This window comes from Pseudarthrobacter niigatensis (genome assembly GCF_030812615.1).
Classification (GTDB): domain Bacteria; phylum Actinomycetota; class Actinomycetes; order Actinomycetales; family Micrococcaceae; genus Arthrobacter; species Arthrobacter niigatensis.
On sequence record NZ_JAUSTB010000002.1, the window covers coordinates 170,079 to 185,137 of the forward strand.

Annotated in this window: 13 protein-coding genes; 7 read left to right on the plus strand and 6 right to left on the minus strand. The window is 67.0% G+C overall.

Annotation, left to right across the window (positions count from 1 at the left end; translation table 11 throughout):
- Positions 1-8: 8 nt before the first annotated feature.
- The 7 genes from mnmA to J2T23_RS03940 all read left to right on the plus strand — a co-directional run bounded on the left by mnmA (position 9) and on the right by J2T23_RS03940 (position 8,573).
- Positions 9-1,139 (plus strand): tRNA 2-thiouridine(34) synthase MnmA, encoded by a 1,131-nt coding sequence (gene mnmA, locus J2T23_RS03910; RefSeq protein ID WP_141181937.1) that lies wholly within the window; start codon positions 9-11, stop codon positions 1,137-1,139.
- Between the two features lie 251 nt (positions 1,140-1,390).
- Positions 1,391-3,031: an ABC transporter substrate-binding protein gene (locus J2T23_RS03915; RefSeq protein ID WP_141181936.1), complete on the plus strand. Its 1,641-nt coding sequence runs from the start codon at positions 1,391-1,393 to the stop codon at positions 3,029-3,031.
- Between the two features lie 127 nt (positions 3,032-3,158).
- Positions 3,159-4,250 carry an ABC transporter permease gene (locus J2T23_RS03920; RefSeq protein ID WP_141181935.1) on the plus strand — a complete coding sequence of 364 codons (1,092 nt, stop codon included), beginning with the start codon at positions 3,159-3,161 and terminating at the stop codon, positions 4,248-4,250.
- Positions 4,251-4,252: 2 nt separating this feature from the next.
- Positions 4,253-5,272 carry an ABC transporter permease gene (locus tag J2T23_RS03925; RefSeq protein ID WP_141181934.1) on the plus strand — a complete coding sequence of 340 codons (1,020 nt, stop codon included), beginning with the start codon at positions 4,253-4,255 and terminating at the stop codon, positions 5,270-5,272.
- A complete protein-coding gene (locus tag J2T23_RS03930; RefSeq protein WP_307357415.1) occupies positions 5,269-6,984 on the plus strand; it encodes an ABC transporter ATP-binding protein in 1,716 nt (571 codons plus the stop codon). Before J2T23_RS03925 ends, J2T23_RS03930 begins: the two co-directional genes overlap by 4 nt.
- A 99-nt stretch (positions 6,985-7,083) precedes the next feature.
- Positions 7,084-7,491, plus strand: a complete 408-nt coding sequence (locus J2T23_RS03935) for a chorismate mutase (RefSeq protein WP_141159956.1) — start codon at positions 7,084-7,086, stop codon at positions 7,489-7,491.
- An 89-nt stretch (positions 7,492-7,580) separates the two neighbouring features.
- Positions 7,581-8,573, plus strand: a complete 993-nt coding sequence (locus J2T23_RS03940; protein WP_307357760.1) for a uroporphyrinogen decarboxylase/cobalamine-independent methonine synthase family protein — start codon at positions 7,581-7,583, stop codon at positions 8,571-8,573.
- Here J2T23_RS03940 and J2T23_RS03945 read toward each other — a convergent pair whose 3' ends face one another.
- Genes J2T23_RS03945 through J2T23_RS03970 form a run of 6 tightly spaced genes read right to left on the minus strand, consistent with a single transcriptional unit; the run spans position 8,574 to position 14,944 of the window.
- The gene (locus J2T23_RS03945) at positions 8,574-9,287 is read right to left on the minus strand and encodes a DUF4166 domain-containing protein (protein ID WP_307357418.1); all 714 of its coding nucleotides are present in this window, start codon (positions 9,285-9,287) and stop codon (positions 8,574-8,576) included. It lies immediately after the preceding gene.
- Between the two features lie 46 nt (positions 9,288-9,333).
- The gene (locus tag J2T23_RS03950) at positions 9,334-10,626 is read right to left on the minus strand and encodes a DUF58 domain-containing protein (protein WP_307357421.1); all 1,293 of its coding nucleotides are present in this window, start codon (positions 10,624-10,626) and stop codon (positions 9,334-9,336) included.
- Positions 10,626-11,639 carry an AAA family ATPase gene (locus J2T23_RS03955; RefSeq protein WP_141159959.1) on the minus strand — a complete coding sequence of 338 codons (1,014 nt, stop codon included), beginning with the start codon at positions 11,637-11,639 and terminating at the stop codon, positions 10,626-10,628. Before J2T23_RS03955 ends, J2T23_RS03950 begins: the two co-directional genes overlap by 1 nt.
- Positions 11,636-12,856, minus strand: a complete 1,221-nt coding sequence (locus tag J2T23_RS03960) for a DUF4350 domain-containing protein (RefSeq protein ID WP_307357424.1) — start codon at positions 12,854-12,856, stop codon at positions 11,636-11,638. Before J2T23_RS03960 ends, J2T23_RS03955 begins: the two co-directional genes overlap by 4 nt.
- Entirely contained in the window at positions 12,853-13,485 is a 633-nt protein-coding gene (locus tag J2T23_RS03965) for a DUF4129 domain-containing protein (RefSeq protein ID WP_307357427.1), read from the minus strand. The genes J2T23_RS03960 and J2T23_RS03965 overlap by 4 nt, the downstream gene beginning before the upstream one ends.
- Positions 13,475-14,944, minus strand: a complete 1,470-nt coding sequence (locus tag J2T23_RS03970) for a DUF7847 domain-containing protein (RefSeq protein ID WP_307357430.1) — start codon at positions 14,942-14,944, stop codon at positions 13,475-13,477. The genes J2T23_RS03965 and J2T23_RS03970 overlap by 11 nt, the downstream gene beginning before the upstream one ends.
- Between the last annotated feature and the right edge of the window lie 115 nt (positions 14,945-15,059).

The window sequence follows — 15,059 nt, forward strand, 5'->3', positions numbered from 1 at the left end:
AAGCCAGCATGCGAGTACTAGCAGCCATGAGCGGCGGAGTGGACTCCGCTGTTGCCGCCGCCCGCGCAGTAGAGGCCGGGCACGACGTCGTCGGCGTCCACCTGGCCCTTTCGCGGATGCCTGGCACCCTGCGCACGGGCAGCCGCGGCTGCTGCACCATCGAGGACTCCAGGGATGCGTGGCGGGCCTGCGATGTGCTGGGCATTCCCTACTACGTGTGGGACTTCTCCGAGCGCTTCAAGGAAGACGTCGTCCAGGACTTCATTGACGAATACGCCGCCGGCCGGACCCCCAACCCCTGCATGCGCTGCAATGAACGGATTAAGTTCGCGGCCCTGCTGGAGAAGGCCATTGCCCTCGGGTTCGACGCCGTCTGCACCGGCCACTACGCCAAGGTGATCGAAGACGCCCACGGCAACAGGGAACTGCACCGCGCCGCGGACTGGGCCAAGGACCAGAGCTACGTCCTTGGGGTGCTGACACATGAACAGCTCAAGCACTCCATGTTCCCGCTGGCAGACACCCCGTCAAAGGCCGAGGTGCGGGCAGAGGCGGAGCGGCGGGGCCTCTCCGTGGCCAACAAGCCGGACAGCCACGATATCTGTTTCATTCCCGACGGCGACACCGCCGGCTGGCTTGCCGAAAAGATCGAGATGACCTCCGGCGACATCGTGGATGAGACCGGCGCCAAGGTCGGGGAGCACCCCGGCGCCAACGCCTTCACTGTCGGCCAGCGGCGCGGGCTCAAGCTCGGAACTCCGGCAGCTGACGGAAAGCCCCGCTTCGTCCTGGAAATCCGGCCCAAGGAAAACAAGGTGGTGGTGGGCCCGGAGGCCCTGCTGGCCATCGATGAAATCCGCGGCATCAAGGTCTCCTGGGCCGGCCTTCCCATCGGCGAGGTAGAAACAGGGGCCGAATTTGATTGCTACGCGCAGGTCCGGGCGCACGGGGATCCCGTCCCGGCCACCGCCAGGATGGAGCCTGCCACGGACGGAGCCGGAGGCCAGCTGGTGGTCCGGTTGGTGACCCCGCTGCGCGGCGTGGCGCCGGGCCAGACGGTAGTGCTGTACCAGGGCAGCCGCGTGCTGGGCCAGGCGACAATAGACGCCGCCCGGTCGCTGCAGCGGGCAACGCTTTAGCCCAGGCCCCTTTTGCGCCACTCCGGCTTGCCCGGGGTGGCGCTTTGTCATGCCCGGGTACCCTCCTCCGCCGGGGGCTGCTGGACCCTGCCGGGTAACTTTTAAGAAAATATTGTGTTCGAACTCACAGAAACGGCAGTCCCGAGGGCTGACTCTCTGATTCAATCTAGGAATCAGCACTGCACGCCGGCGTCCGGGGCCATCAACCTGTGACCGCGGCGTGCGCGTACTCATCGGAAAGAAGTTCACAGATGATCAAGAGCACAACGGCCCTGCACCGCGCCATCGCGCTGGCAGGCATCTCCGCCCTGGCCCTGACAGCCTGCACCGGGCCATCGGGCGGCGGCGGCGGGGGGACGGCCAGCGGCGGCAGCGGCGGCGGTGCCATCACCTTCGGAACGACGGACAAGGTCGTCACCCTCGACCCCGCCGGTTCCTACGACGCAGGCTCCTTCCTGGTCATGAACCAGGTCTACCCGTTCCTGATGAACTCCAAGCCCGGTTCTGCCGAGGTCAGCCCGGACATCGCGGAGTCGGCGTCGTTCACGGCGCCCACCGAATTCACGGTGAAGCTCAAGCCCAACCTGAAGTTTGCCAACGGCCACGCGCTGACTGCCTCGGACGTGAAGTTCTCCTACGACCGGGTACTGAAGATCAACGATCCCAACGGGCCCGCGTCACTGCTCTCCAACCTCAAGTCCGTTGACGCCAAGGATGACACCACCGTGGTCTTCAACCTCAAGGCGGGCAACGACCAGGTGTTCCCGAGCGTCCTGGGCACGAACACCGGCCCCATCATCGATGAGGAAGTCTTCCCGGCCGACAAGGTGATGAGCGACGAAGACATCGTTGCTGCCAAGCCCTTCGCGGGACCCTACACCATCGATTCGTACAAGAAGAACGAACTTGTCAGCCTCAAGGCAAACGCGGATTACAGCGGGTTGCTGGGCAAGCCGGCCAATGACAGTGCCGTCATCAAGTACTACGCCGACTCCAACAACCTCAAGCTGGATGTCCAGGGCGGAAACATCGACGTTGCCGGACGCAGCCTGACAGCGACGGACGCGGCAGACCTGGACAAGGATTCCAAGGTCAAGGTCTACAAGGGCCCGGGCGGCGAATTGCGCTACATCGTCTTCAACTTCGACACGATGCCCTTCGGAGCCAAGACTCCCGAAGCCAACCCTGCGAAGGCCCTCGCCGTACGCCAGGCGATGGCTGACATCGTGGACCGCCAGGCCATCTCCGACCAGGTCTACAAGGGCACCTACGTCCCGGCGTACTCCGTGGTCCCCGATGGTCTGCCTGGCGCAAGCCAGCCGATGAAGGACCTGTACGGCGACGGCAGCGGCAAGCCCAGCCTGGACAAGGCCAAGAAGGCCTTGTCCGATGCCGGCGTCACCGGCCCCGTGAACATCAAGCTGCAGTACAACCCGGACCATTACGGCAAGTCGTCCGGTGACGAGTACGCCATGGTCAAGGAACAGCTGGAGAAGTCGGGGCTGTTCACCGTTGACCTGCAGTCCACTGAGTGGGTTACGTACTCCAAGGCCCGGACCGCTGACGCCTACCCCGTGTACCAGCTGGGCTGGTTCCCGGACTACTCGGATGCTGACAACTACCTCACGCCGTTCTTCATCCCGGGCAACTTCCTGAAGAACCACTACGAGAACCCCACTGTCACGGACCTCGTGCAGAAGCAGCTCACCACCCCGGACAAGACTGAACGGCAGAAGCTGATCGGTGATGTCCAGACGGCGGTTGCCAAGGACCTCTCGACGTTGCCGCTGCTCCAGGGCTCGCAGCTGCTGGTGGCAGGGAAGGACGTCAAGGGTGTTGAGAAGACGCTTGACCCGTCCTTCAAGACCCGCCTGGGCGTCCTGTCCAAGTAAGCACTCCACCCCCATCGGGCTCTGACGGCCCAAAGGCGGGACGCCGCAACGGCGTCCCGCCTTTCGCCCGTCACCAGCCAGCACCGAGGGGAATGCTGGCTCCCGGTCACCACGAATCCAGGTACCGATGACAACTTTGATTGACGCGCCACCCAGTGACGCCGACGCTCTCCTTCCACCCAAGAAAAAGCAGTCAGGCGGTGGGCTGGGCCAGTACATCCTGGTCCGGTTCCTGCTGATCTTCCCCACCATCCTCATCCTCGTCACCTTGGTGTTTTTCCTCATGCGGATCACCGGTGACCCCATTACGGCCGCCATGGGCGGCCGGCTCCCTCCGGAGCAGTTGCAGGAACGCATCCATTCCGCCGGCTACGACCGGCCCCTGCTGGTGCAGTACTTTGAGTACCTGGGCCAACTGGTCACCGGGAACTTCGGCACCACCCTCTCGGACAACCGCAAAGTTACCGAGATGCTGACCACCTACGGCTCGGCAACACTTGAGCTGGCCGTCAACGCCCTCATCGTCGCGCTGCTGGTTGGCATCCCGCTGGGCCTGGTCGCGGCCTCCCGCCGTGACCACCTGCCGGACGCGGTGCTCCGGATCCTGGCCATCCTGTTCTACGCCACCCCCGTCTTCTTCGCCGGCATGCTGCTCAAGCTCGTGTTTTCCGTCTGGCTGGGCTGGCTTCCGGTCGCCGGGCGGGCGGGCACCAGGACAGAGCTGTCGCTGACTGCTCTGGAGGCTCCCACCGGGATCTACTGGCTGGACGCCCTGCGCAGTGGCAACATGGCCGCCTTCAGCGACGTCATCTCCCACGCGGTCCTCCCGGCGGTAGCCCTGGGATTCCTGACCGCCGGGGTCTTCCTGCGCCTGGTCCGGACCAACGTCATCGGCACGCTCGGAAAGGACTACGTGGAAGCCGGCCGCTCCCGCGGCGTCAGCGAGTTCCGGCTGGTCACCAAGCACGCCTACAAACCGGCCTTGATCCCGATCATCACGGTCATGGGCCTGCAGATCGCTGTCCTCCTCGGCGGAGCCGTGCTGACGGAGACCACCTTCGAATGGAAAGGCCTCGGTTTCCAGCTGGCCAACTACCTTACGGCGCGCGACTTTGTCGCCGTCCAGGGCATTGTGGTGCTGCTGGCCGTCATCGTTGCCGTCACCAACTTCATCGTGGACATCATCGCCGCGCTGATCGACCCCCGCGTGAGGTACTAGGAATGTCCGCCAATACAACTCTTGAACCCGTCACCAACCCGCGGGCCCCCCTGTTCCGGCGGCTGCCGGTTATTTCGCACTTCAACAAGAGCGTCGGCCTGCAACGCTTCATGCTGGTGGTGGGCCTGGCCCTCACCGGCATCTTCCTGATTACCGCGCTGGCCGCCCCACTGCTGGCGCCCTATGGCTTTGCGCAGCTGTCGGATGCCGACGGCAGTTTCCCCACCCAGCAGGCACCTGGAGGCAAACACCTCCTCGGCACCACGGTGGGCGGATACGACGTCCTCTCCCGGGTCATCTGGGGAACCCAAACGGCTCTCCTGGTCATCATCGTGGCTGTTGTGCTCTCCATTTTTGCCGGTGTCATCCTTGGCCTGGTGAGCGGTTACATCGGGGGCTGGCTTGACCGGATCCTGGTGGTCGTGGCGGACGCGATCTATGCCTTCCCGTCACTGCTGGTTGCCATCGTCATGGCCATCGTGATCAGCGGCGGGCAGTCCAGCCTGTTCGGCGGCATTATGGCTGCGGCCATCTCCATCACCGTGGTGTTCATCCCGCAGTACTTTAGGGTGATCCGCGCCGAGACCATCCGGCTCAAGGCCGAACCCTTCGTCGAATCGGCCAAGGTGGTGGGCGCCTCGAACATTCGCATCATGACCCGCCACATCTACCGCAACGCCACACGCACGCTGCCGCTGATCTTCACTCTCAACGCCTCCGAAGCCATCCAGACCCTGGCGGCGCTGGGCTTCCTGGGCTTCGGCATCGAACCCAGTTCGGCGGCGGAATGGGGCTTCGACCTGAACAAGGCACTCGCGGACACCACGTCCGGAATCTGGTGGACGGGACTGTTCCCGGGCCTGGCCATCGTCTGGACGGTCCTCGGGCTGACCTTGGTGGGCGAAAGCATCAACGACCTCAACGATCCGCGGCTCCGCGGCCGCAAGCGGTCGGGCCGCAAGGATGACGGTGGTCCCTCCGCTGCACAGGCGGCAATCGAACTGGAAGTGAGAGCACAATGACCGTCAACAGCGAAGCCGTGCCGGGCCAACAGGACCCGGAACGGAAGACAGTCCTCGATATCGATCACCTGAAGGTCACGTTCGCAACGGACGGCGGCGATGTGTACGCCGTCAAGGATGTCAGCCTCGACGTCAAAGCGGGCGAGGTCCTCGCCATCGTGGGGGAGTCCGGTTCCGGGAAGACGGTCACCGCCAAGACCATCCTGGGCCTGCTGCCGGAAACGGCGGTGAGCTCCGGTGCGGTGCTGATCAACGGTGCCAACGTCATCAGCCTCAGTCCGCACAGGCTGCGGCAGATCCGCGGACGGGATGTGGCCATGGTGTTCCAGGAGCCGTCCACGGCCCTGAACCCCGTATTCACAGTGGGCTGGCAGATCGCCGAGGGGATTCGCGCCCACGCCAATGCCAACGGCGGGGGGCGGGTATCCGCGAAGGAAGCCAAGGCCCGTGCCATCGAAGCGTTGGGCAAAGTCGGTATCCCCGACCCTGAGCACCGCGTCAACTACTACCCGCACCAGTTTTCCGGCGGCCAAAAGCAGCGCGTGGTGATCGCCGCAGCCCTGGCTTTGAACCCAGGGCTCATTGTGGCCGATGAACCGACCACCGCCCTGGATGTCACCGTGCAGGCGGAAATCCTGGAACTCCTCCGGGACCTGCGGGACAAGTACGGCACCTCCATCGTGCTGATCACGCACAACATGGGCGTGGTGGCGGACCTGGCGGACCGCGTGGTGGTGATGTACCAGGGCTACATCGTCGAGGAAGCCCCGGCGAACACCCTGTTCGCTGAACCAAAGCAGAACTACACCCGGAACCTCCTTGCCGCGGTGCCGCACCTTGGCCGGAACTCGGCGTCGGAAGGCCTCACCGAGCGGCGCTACCAGGATGAGGAAGTCCTTGTGGCTGCCGACAACCTGGTGATCGAGTATCCCGGGCGGCTCGGGACGCCGGCCTTCAAGGCCGTGGACGGCGTCAGCTTCACCCTGTCCAGGGGTGAGGTCTTCGGCCTGGTGGGCGAATCGGGGTCCGGGAAGACCACGATCGGACGGGCCATCGCCGGGCTCAACCGGACCACCGGCGGAAGCCTCAAGGTGCTCGGCTATGAAATGCTGAACCTTCGCGAACGCACTTTCAAGCCGCTCCGCAAGGACATCGGCTTCGTGTTCCAGGACCCCGCCGCCTCCTTTAACCCGCAGCTGACCATCGGGGAATGCATCGCCGAACCTATGGTCATCCACACAAATCCCAGCCCGGCCCAGGCGCGCAAGCGCGTCGGTGAGCTGCTGGAATCGGTCCAGTTGCCGGCGTCGTACGCGGGACGCTACCCGCACGAACTCTCCGGAGGCCAGCGGCAGCGGGCCTCGCTGGCGCGTGCCCTGAGCCTGAACCCGCGGCTGCTGATCGCTGATGAGCCGACGTCGGCCCTGGACGTATCGGTCCAGGCGAAGGTCCTGGAGCTGTTCAGGGACATCCAGGAGGAGTTTGGTTTTGGCTGCCTGTTCATCAGCCACGACCTGGCAGTGGTCGACATCCTGTCGTCCTGGGTCGGCGTCCTGTACAAGGGCAAGCTCGTGGAACAAGGGATCGGCAGCCAGGTCATGGGCAACCCGCAGCATGACTACACGCGGCGGCTGATCGCCTCCCTGCCCGTGCCCGACCCGGCTGAACAGGCAAAACGGCGCGAGGAACACCGGGCACTCCTGGGCATCTGACCCCTGGATTGCCGCAGCACGAAGCGCCGGTACCGGCAGACGGCCGGCACCGGCGCTTCACACCCGCGGCGGCTCCCTCCGCTCCCATAGACTGGAGCAATGACGCAGCACACCCCCAGCTCTCCTGGCGCCGACGATTTTGATCCCTCCGCCAGCTCGCTTGCAGGCCACGTGGACGAATCGGTGATGGCTGAACTGCTGTCCATCCGCTCCAGCATTGACAACATTGATGCCACCTTGGTTTACCTTCTCGCGGAGCGCTTCAAGGCCACGCAAAAGGTGGGTTTCCTGAAAGCGGCCCACCGGCTCCCCGCCGGTGACCCCGGACGTGAAGCCGCCCAGATCGCCCGGTTGCGCCGGCTTGCCGAGGACGCCCACCTTGACCCGGCCTTCGCGGAGAAGTTCCTCAACTTCATCATCGGTGAGGTGATCCGCCACCACGAGGCGATCGCAGAGGACCACCAGGCCTCATCAGGCCAGCGGCCGCAGACCTCCGCGCTGGCGTGAGCCGGGAACAGCACGGACCAGGAGGCAGCAGGCTTCCGGCCGCGCCCCTCCAGGAAGAAACCACAGCCAGGGAAGTCACCGCCACCGCCCTGGGGACGTGGCCGGGTGACGACCCGCTCGAAGCCACCCGCATCATCCGCGGCGAGCTTGGCAGCCCGCACCTTCCCTTCCTGGCCGAACTGCCGGACCGGGGTGTCGGTTCCGACGCCCTGGGCCGCACAGCCTCCCTCCTGGAAGAACTCGCGGTGGATGTCCAGCCGCACGGCTGGCGGCTCGTGGACCGCCCGGGCAAGGACATGCGCCGGGCAGCATCGGCGTTGTCCACCGACCTGAACGTCCTGGCCGACGTCGCGGGCGCCGAAGACGTGTCGCCGGATGAACTGAAGGTTCAGCTGGTGGGACCGCTGAGCCTTGCTGCCGGCCTGTACCTGCACAACGGTGAACGCGCCCTGTTGGATCACGGCGCCCGCCGGGATCTGGCAGCCTCGCTGGCAGCCGGAGTTGGCGGCTACCTCACCCGTGTGGCAGCGGCCGTTCCAGGCGCCCGGCTGGTGGTGCAGGTGGACGAACCTGCCATCGCCGCCGTGCTGGCCGGCACAATCCCGACGGCCAGCGGTTACCGTACCCTCCGTGCAGTTGCAGCATCGGAAGTACGTGAGTCCTGGCGCATTGTGATGGACGCCCTGCGCGGGGCAGGCGCCGCTGGAGTTGTGGTGTCGTTACCTGAAATCGAAGCCCCGATCGAGCTGGCCCTCACATCCGGGGCCGACGGCGTCGCGTTGCCGCTGAAGGCCCTGACCAACCGCCAATGGGAACTGGTGGCCGGAGCGGTGGAGGCCGGCAAGCAATTCTGGGCCGGCGCCCTGGAGGTGGCCGCCGTGGGTCCGCTGCCCAGGGTTGCCGATTGCGTGGAGGCAGTCTGGCGGCCGTGGCGGCAGCTGGGACTGCCGCCCTCACTGCTGCCCGCAGTCCGGGTGACGCCGTCGGCAGGGCTGGCCGCGAGGACACCCGCAGAAGCAACTGCCGTCCTGAACAGGCTCACCCAGGTGGCGGACGGCCTGAACCAGCAGGCGCTGGGGTAGCTAGACCCTGTTCTCCCAGCGGTCCGGCTGGGCGTAGCGGGGGAGGAAGCTTTGGGCGGAGCTGCCGCCGGCATAAGGACGCAGGCGGTAGTCGAAGGCCCCGGCGTACACCAGGACCAGGCCGATCTGCGGCTGGATGACCTTCACCTGGATGCGGTGCCGCCCGTTACTGCCCTCGGCCGGATCCCACCACTGCTCGGCGTAGGCCTTGGCGTCCAGTGCAGCCGGAAGCGGGACCCGGAACGGGCCTGCGAACAGCCTCGACGCCTCCGAGACGCCACGCAGCCTTCCTTCGGCAGTGACGCTCAGGTTCAGGTCCGTAACCAGCCGCCGGTAGCGTCCCACGTAGTCCACCAGCTGGGGGCTGCCTTCCCGGTTGGTGACGCTTGTCGTGTCCTGGAAAAGCCTGGTGCGCCCCGGGAACCGGATTTCCCGGCGCGCCGTGAGGCTGGAGCGGCCGAACGGATCCTGGTGGGCGTGGTTTTCAATCCGGAACGGGATGTTCTCACCATATTCGGGGAAAAAGGCTTCTTCGCGGCCGGCCAGCCCCAGCAACGGGCGCAGCCACCGCTGGCGGCACCCAACGACGTCGAACGTTCCTTCCCCTAGCCCGTACTGTCCGGAACCCGGGGCCAGCGAGAAGTACTCCTGAAGCTCGGGCTGCAGCCGGGAGAACTCCGTGCCCAGGGCCTGCCGGTAAATGGGGACGTTCATGACGTGGACCTCCTGTTGGCTGCGGCGGCGCTGTCTGCCTCCGGTTTCACAATCTACCGGCAGCCTTGAGCCGGATATACATGTCAGCGAGGTGGGACGGCAGGTCATGCGGCTCCGCGTCCACCACCTCGACGCCGTAGCGGCGCAGTTCCGCGGTAACCGCGGCGCGCTGCAGGAGTGCGCGCTCGGCGGCAGCCGCCCGGAACACGCCGGTGGCGTCGCTGCGTTCCCGGAGCATGGTGCCCAGCTGCGGGTCGCGGACGGCAGCCACCACCACTGTGTGCCCGCCGGCCAGCCGCTCCGCCACGGGCAGCAGCCCTTCCTCGGGCGCTCCGCTGTCCAGTGAGGTCAGCAGCACCACGAGGGACCGGTGCGCGGAGGCAGCGCGGACCTGCGCCGGCACCGCCGGCCAGTCCATCTCGATCAACTCGGCTTCAAGGGGCGCCATGGCCTGGACCAGCCGGCCCAGGATGTTGCCCTGGCCTGCGGAACCGGTCCGGGCCCGGGTCCTGCGGTCAAAGGCCAGGAAGTCCACCCGGTCGCCGCCCCGTTCGGCCAGGACGCCCAGGAGGAGCGCAGCCTCGAGCCCGGTGTCCAGCCGCGTTTCGTCGGCGATCCTCGCCGCGGACGTGCGGGAGGTATCCAGGACCATGACCACCCGCCGGTCCCGTTCCGGGCGCCAGGTGCGGACCACCACGGAGGAACGCCGTGCCGTGGCGCGCCAGTCGATGGACCGCACGTCATCGCCGCGGACGTAGTCCCGCAGGGAATCGAACTCGGTGCCGGCCCCGCGGATCTGGACGGCGGCCTTTCCATCGAGTTCGCGCAGCTTCCGCAGCTTGGAGGGCAGGTGCCGGCGCGAATGGAAGGACGGCAGTACCCGCACCGAGCCCGGGCAATCGATGGTCCGCTGCCTGGCTGCCAGGCCGAGCGGACCATACGACCTTATAGTCACGTGGGGTGCCTTAAGGTCCCCGCGCCGGGCCGGCTGGAGCCTGACGGTGAACCGTCTGCTTTCGCTGGCCGGGATGTCGATGGCCTGGACCGGGTCCGGCGCCCCGGCGGAGGGTTGCCACCCGTCCCTGAACGAGCCCCGGAGCCGGCGGGAACCTCCGTTGCGGAGCGTAAGGGCCGCCTCCACCGCGTTGTCGAGGGTAACATTCTGGGGTTCCGCGCGTACCGCGGCCACCCGCTTGGGGGACCCGGCAAACAGCAGGTCGGTACCCAGCATGGCAGCGAGCACGGCGGTCGTGGTGAGAATGGTCGGCCATCCCGGAAACAGCAGCACCGGCACCAGGCCCAGCAGCACCACTGCCACGAAGCGCCCCGATATGGCCATCAGCGTGGAACGGGGACGGATGCCAGGATGCTGCCCAGGACGTCGTCCACCCTCACTCCATCCATCTGGGCTTCGGGCTGTAAAGCCACCCGGTGCCGCAGGCATGGCAGGGCCAGCGCCTTGACGTCGTCCGGGGTGACGAACGGACGCCCCGAGAGCCAGGCCCAGGACCTGGAGGTGTTGAGCAGGGCAGTGGCGCCTCGCGGTGAGACGCCAAGCTGGAAGGAGGGGGCCGCCCTGGTGGCACGCACCAGGTCCACGATGTAGCCGATGATTTCCGGCTCCACCGCTACCCGGGCCACTGCTTCCCGCGCCCCTTGCAGGTCTTCGGCGCCCGCCACCGCCCGGACGCCTGCTGCTGCCAGGTCCCGGGGATCGAATCCGGCGGCATGGCGTCGGATCACCTCGATCTCCTCACCGCGCCCGGGCAGGGGCATGGTGAGTTTCAGCAGGAACCGGTCCAGCTGTGCTTCGGGGAGGGGATAGGTGCCCTCGTATTCCACCGGATTCTGCGTTGCTGCAACCAGGAACGGCGCCGGCAACCGCCTGGACAGCCCGTCCACGGAGACTTGCCGCTCTTCCATGGCTTCCAGGAGCGAAGCCTGGGTCTTTGGCGGTGTCCTGTTGATCTCGTCTGCCAGCAGGAGGTTGGTGAAGACCGGTCCCTCCCGGAAGCTGAAGTCGGACGTGCGGGAGTCGTAAACCAGCGAGCCGGTGACGTCGCCCGGCATCAGGTCCGGAGTGAACTGCACCCGCTTGGTATCCAGGCTCAAGGCGGAGGAAAGGGCCCTGACCAGCAGGGTCTTGGCAACACCCGGTACGCCCTCCAGCAACACATGGCCCTGCGAAAGCAGGGCAATCAGGAGGCCAGTGACGGTGGCGTCCTGACCCACCACGGCCTTTGCCACCTCGCGCCGGACAGCCAGCAGCGCCTGGCGGGCGCCGTCGTCGTCCGCCGGGACGTTGGGGTCCACGGGGTTCAGGATTCCCGGGCCACTGCTCTGTTCGCTCATCGGGTCATGACCTCTTTCTCCAGTTTGTCCATGGCCTGGGACCAGGCCACCAGCCGGGCTTCAGTTGTGGGGCGTTCGTTAATCAACATGCGGACGCCGGCGGCATCCCTGCCAAGCAGCCGGGCCGCCGCCGCAATCGTTTCCTCGGCAGTGGCGCCCGGGCCAAGGCGCAGTTTTCGGGCGAGCCGCACCAGCAGGCCGGCCCGCAGGTTGTCCCGGGCCTGCTCGACGGCACGCGAGTCCTGGTAGAGCCGTGCCCGTCCCTCTGCCGTCTCAACAGCCTTGACCACCACCGGCAACGGCTCGAACACCAGCGGACCGTGCCTGCGGCCCCGCCATACGATGGCGGCGAGCGCCACCACCAGCAGCCAGGGGCCAAGGAAACGGGCCCAACCCGGTGCGAGGTCGTCGAGGGTTTTCCCGGAGCCGTCCGCGGTTGCGTCTTCGATCGAAGGCAGGTACCAGACGAGGTCCCGCGAGGCGCCGAGCGTCCGGACCGCCAGCGCAGCGTTTCCCAGCTCGTCCAGTTTGTCGTTTCCCAGGACAGCCGTGCTGCCCAGCACGGCCAGCCGTCCGTCAGCGCTGACGGCAAGCATCCCGGCGGCGCCTGCCGCGCGGTAACAGGTGGTGCCGCCGTCGTAAACAAATCCTCCCTCGCCTGTCACCTGTCCCGCTGTCTCGGCGTCAGGGTAGCCGCAACCGGGGTTGAGGACCGGAGAGGCATCCGGGACGACGCCGGCCTGGTGGATGCCGCTGTCAAGGGCGGCAAGGGTCTCCAGCCTGGGGGTCACCACCACCACGCGGCCGGCAGCCGACACCAGGCCGGCCAGCTGCTGTGCGTCCAGGACGCCGTACCTGTCGTAGAGCAGGAGGGTGGGGGAGGAGCTTGAATGCAGGTCCTGCAGCGCCGCGTCGAACCGGGTGGGGGTACGGACCGAAACTCCGTGCCGGCCCAGGATTTCGCCCAGCGCCCTGGCTCCCTCCGGCCCTGCGTTGTGGACGGAGAGGGGGAAGGTGTCACCCTTGGGGGCGAGTTGCGTGCCGATGATCAGGGCGAGCGCACCTGCCACCACGACCGCGGCTGCGGCCATGCCACGGTGCTGCCGCAGCCAGGCCAGGAACCTTGCGGCCCGGAGGCTTCCGCCCACCGTTGGCGCGCCGGGGGACTGCCGTGTTTCCTGTGCCGTCCCGGCGCTGGTGGTCGCTGGCCCGCTCATTGCAGCGGCACCATGCCCATGGCGGGCTTCGTGGCGTCCAGTGCGGCATCGAGGGCCACCATGTCCTGGTAGTCGGCGCTGCACGCTGCGCGGCTCCCGAAACGGATGCCGTCAAAAGTAGCCGCCGCCCGGGCAAGCCGCCCGGCTTCACCGGCGAACGGCACGGACAATGCGTTCGCGGCCTCATCTGCGGTCCTGCCAGGCTGAGGATCAAGAATGGTCCGGTTCTCGGCGCTGCGGACCATCGCGCGGAAACGGTCGACGACGGCGTCCCCCCACTGTCCGATTGCGGCTGCGGTTTCAGCGCGGTTCCGGTAGTCCGCGGCGGTCAGGACGGTTTCCCTTTCGAAGACGTCCCTGGCCTGCCGGACCCGGGCGTTCAGCCGGGGACGGGCAAGGATGACCGCGGCCGCAATTATCGCGGCAATGACCAGCGCAATGACCGGGCTGGGCACCGGACCCGCCTCGCCTGGGGAGCCGTCCAGGGACTGCAGCCAGTCCAGGAAGTTCCGCCACAAGCTGTCCAGCCAGGACGGGGCAGCGTCCCGGTATTCAGGTTTGGCCAATTCTTCTGCTGCCCACCGCTGTGCCTCGTCGGCACCCGGCAGCACCGGCGGTTCAACGGCCATCGGACCATGCTCCCGGCGCCGTTCCGTATCCGGGGTACGGGTTCGCAGCGACGGCCTTCCGGCCGGGGATGCCGTCAGGATCGGCGCCGGTCTCCATGTCGCGCAGCAGCGCGATATCCAACCCGTCCTTGCGCATGCGCAGGTCCATGTAGAGCAGCGCCATAACGGACGTCTGGAACGCGTAGCCCACCGCGCCCACCAGCGCACCGACCACCGCGGTGATGATGCTGACGGCAACGGTCAGCGTTGCGTCCTGGCCGCTGCCGCCATGGGGCGAGACCACCCCGGACAGCACCGTGGGCAGCAGGCTTGCCGGGATCAGGACCACCTGGGTGATGACAGCGACCAGGATTCCCACGACCAGGGTGATGCCCAGGATCCGCCACCAGTTTGTCCGGGTCAGTTCCCACGAGCGGCGAAGTCCGGCAAGGGCGCCCAATTCTTCGATGACGACGGCGGCAGGTGCCACCATGAGCTTGATCGCCACCCAGAGGAAAACGGCGGCGAAACCGAACATCAGCGGGATGACCAGGAGGGCCGCCGCACCCCGGACGTTGGAGAACAGGAGGACGATGAGGGCGAAGAACAGCGCCATGGCGGCCAGCGCAGCCGCCACCAGCACCGCCGCAAGCCCGGCCAGCGCCCCGATCCGCGGACGCACCAGGGACAGCATGCGCCGGAAGCCGGTGGGACGGTTCAGGACGGACCGGGCCACAGGGACCACCATGGCGCCCTGGAGGACCACGGACATGAACACGGAAAGGATGGACAGCACGGCAAAGGTCACCATCAGCCCAATCCCTAACGACGCGACGTCGGTCCTGCTGGCCGTCTTCGCCCAGGATTCAATGGTCCCGGACGATGTTGCGAGCACTCCGGTGAGCACCGCGGCGAGGATGGCGGACAGTGACTGGGCCAGGAGGCCCGCGCCGAGCATCGCCTTGGCGTTGCGCCGGAGGGACTGGAACGAGCCATCCAGGATTTCCCCGAACATCAGCGGACGCAGGGGAATGATGCCTGGTTTAGGCGGGGCCACGTAGCGGGCCTGCCCGTAAGGGCCGGCTCCGAAAGGGCCGGCGTAGTGGGGCGGCTGGTTATAGGGGGAGCCCGGGTAAGGCTGCCCGGCATAGGGTGCTCCGTTGTAGGGCTGCCCGGCATAGGGCGCTCCGGGATAGGTCCCTCCGGGGCGTGAGGTTCCCCCGCTCGGGTAGGGCGCGTTCTGCGGCCACTGCTGCGGCTGCGTGGGCTGCTGCCACGTTCCAGGTCCGTTCCACGCCGGTGCCGGCCAGCCTGGTTGCTGGGGATTGCCTGGCTGTCCTGCCGGAGCCGCCCACGGCTGATCCCGGGCGGTCCGCCCAGGAATGCCAGCGCCTGTGCCGGTGGGGCCGCCGTCGCCGTCGCCGCGGTCCTTGCCCCGTTCTTCCGGCGGGTTCCCGTGACCCGGCTCATGTGGTGACACTGATTTCCTCCCCCATACCAGTCCGCCTGCCCACGGGCCTCACACCGGAAAGTGCGCACCGGCCGTGCTGGGCATGACCCCAAGACTATAGTTCCGGCGTCGGGCGGCCTAGTGT